General features: G+C 64.6%; 1 pseudogene. It reads right to left on the bottom strand.

The window, feature by feature from the left end:
- Window positions 1-238: pseudogene (locus tag GV818_RS33810) on the bottom strand (hypothetical protein); the annotation flags it as partial.
- Window positions 239-426 lie beyond the last annotated feature (188 nt).

Below are 426 nucleotides of genomic sequence, written 5' to 3'. Positions count from 1 at the left end.
GGTCGTAGCGCAGTTCGCGCAGTTCGCGCGGCAGGGTGTCGGCGGGCGCCTGGTAAGGCTTGGCGGCCAGTTGCTTGGCGCGTGCGGCCACATCGTTGAAGCCGAAGGCCAGCGCAGCATGCGCCGAAGCCAGCGCCAGCAGGCCGACGGCCAGCCGCGCATAGCGGGCTACCGAACGGGTGCGTACAGCGCGGGCGGCTGACGGCATGCGGGAGGAAACAGCGGAGGGAATGTTCAAAATGAGATCGCGTCTAGGCGGCGGGCCGAGGAACGTGACGCTTCGGTCCTGCCGGTCATTCGTCTGTGCCGCCGAGATTTTACCCGCCGGACCTTTGCGAGATCAAAAGCGGCAACATTTTGATAATGTTTCCGGCCGCATCGGGCCGATAACCACGTCAAATGGCGTGTAATCGAGCGGTCTTCGGC

The organism is Pseudomonas sp. Fl4BN1 (assembly GCF_009908285.1).
In the GTDB taxonomy this organism is placed as follows: Bacteria; Pseudomonadota; Gammaproteobacteria; order Pseudomonadales; family Pseudomonadaceae; genus Aquipseudomonas.
This window is presented reverse-complemented; position numbering and strand designations above follow the sequence as displayed.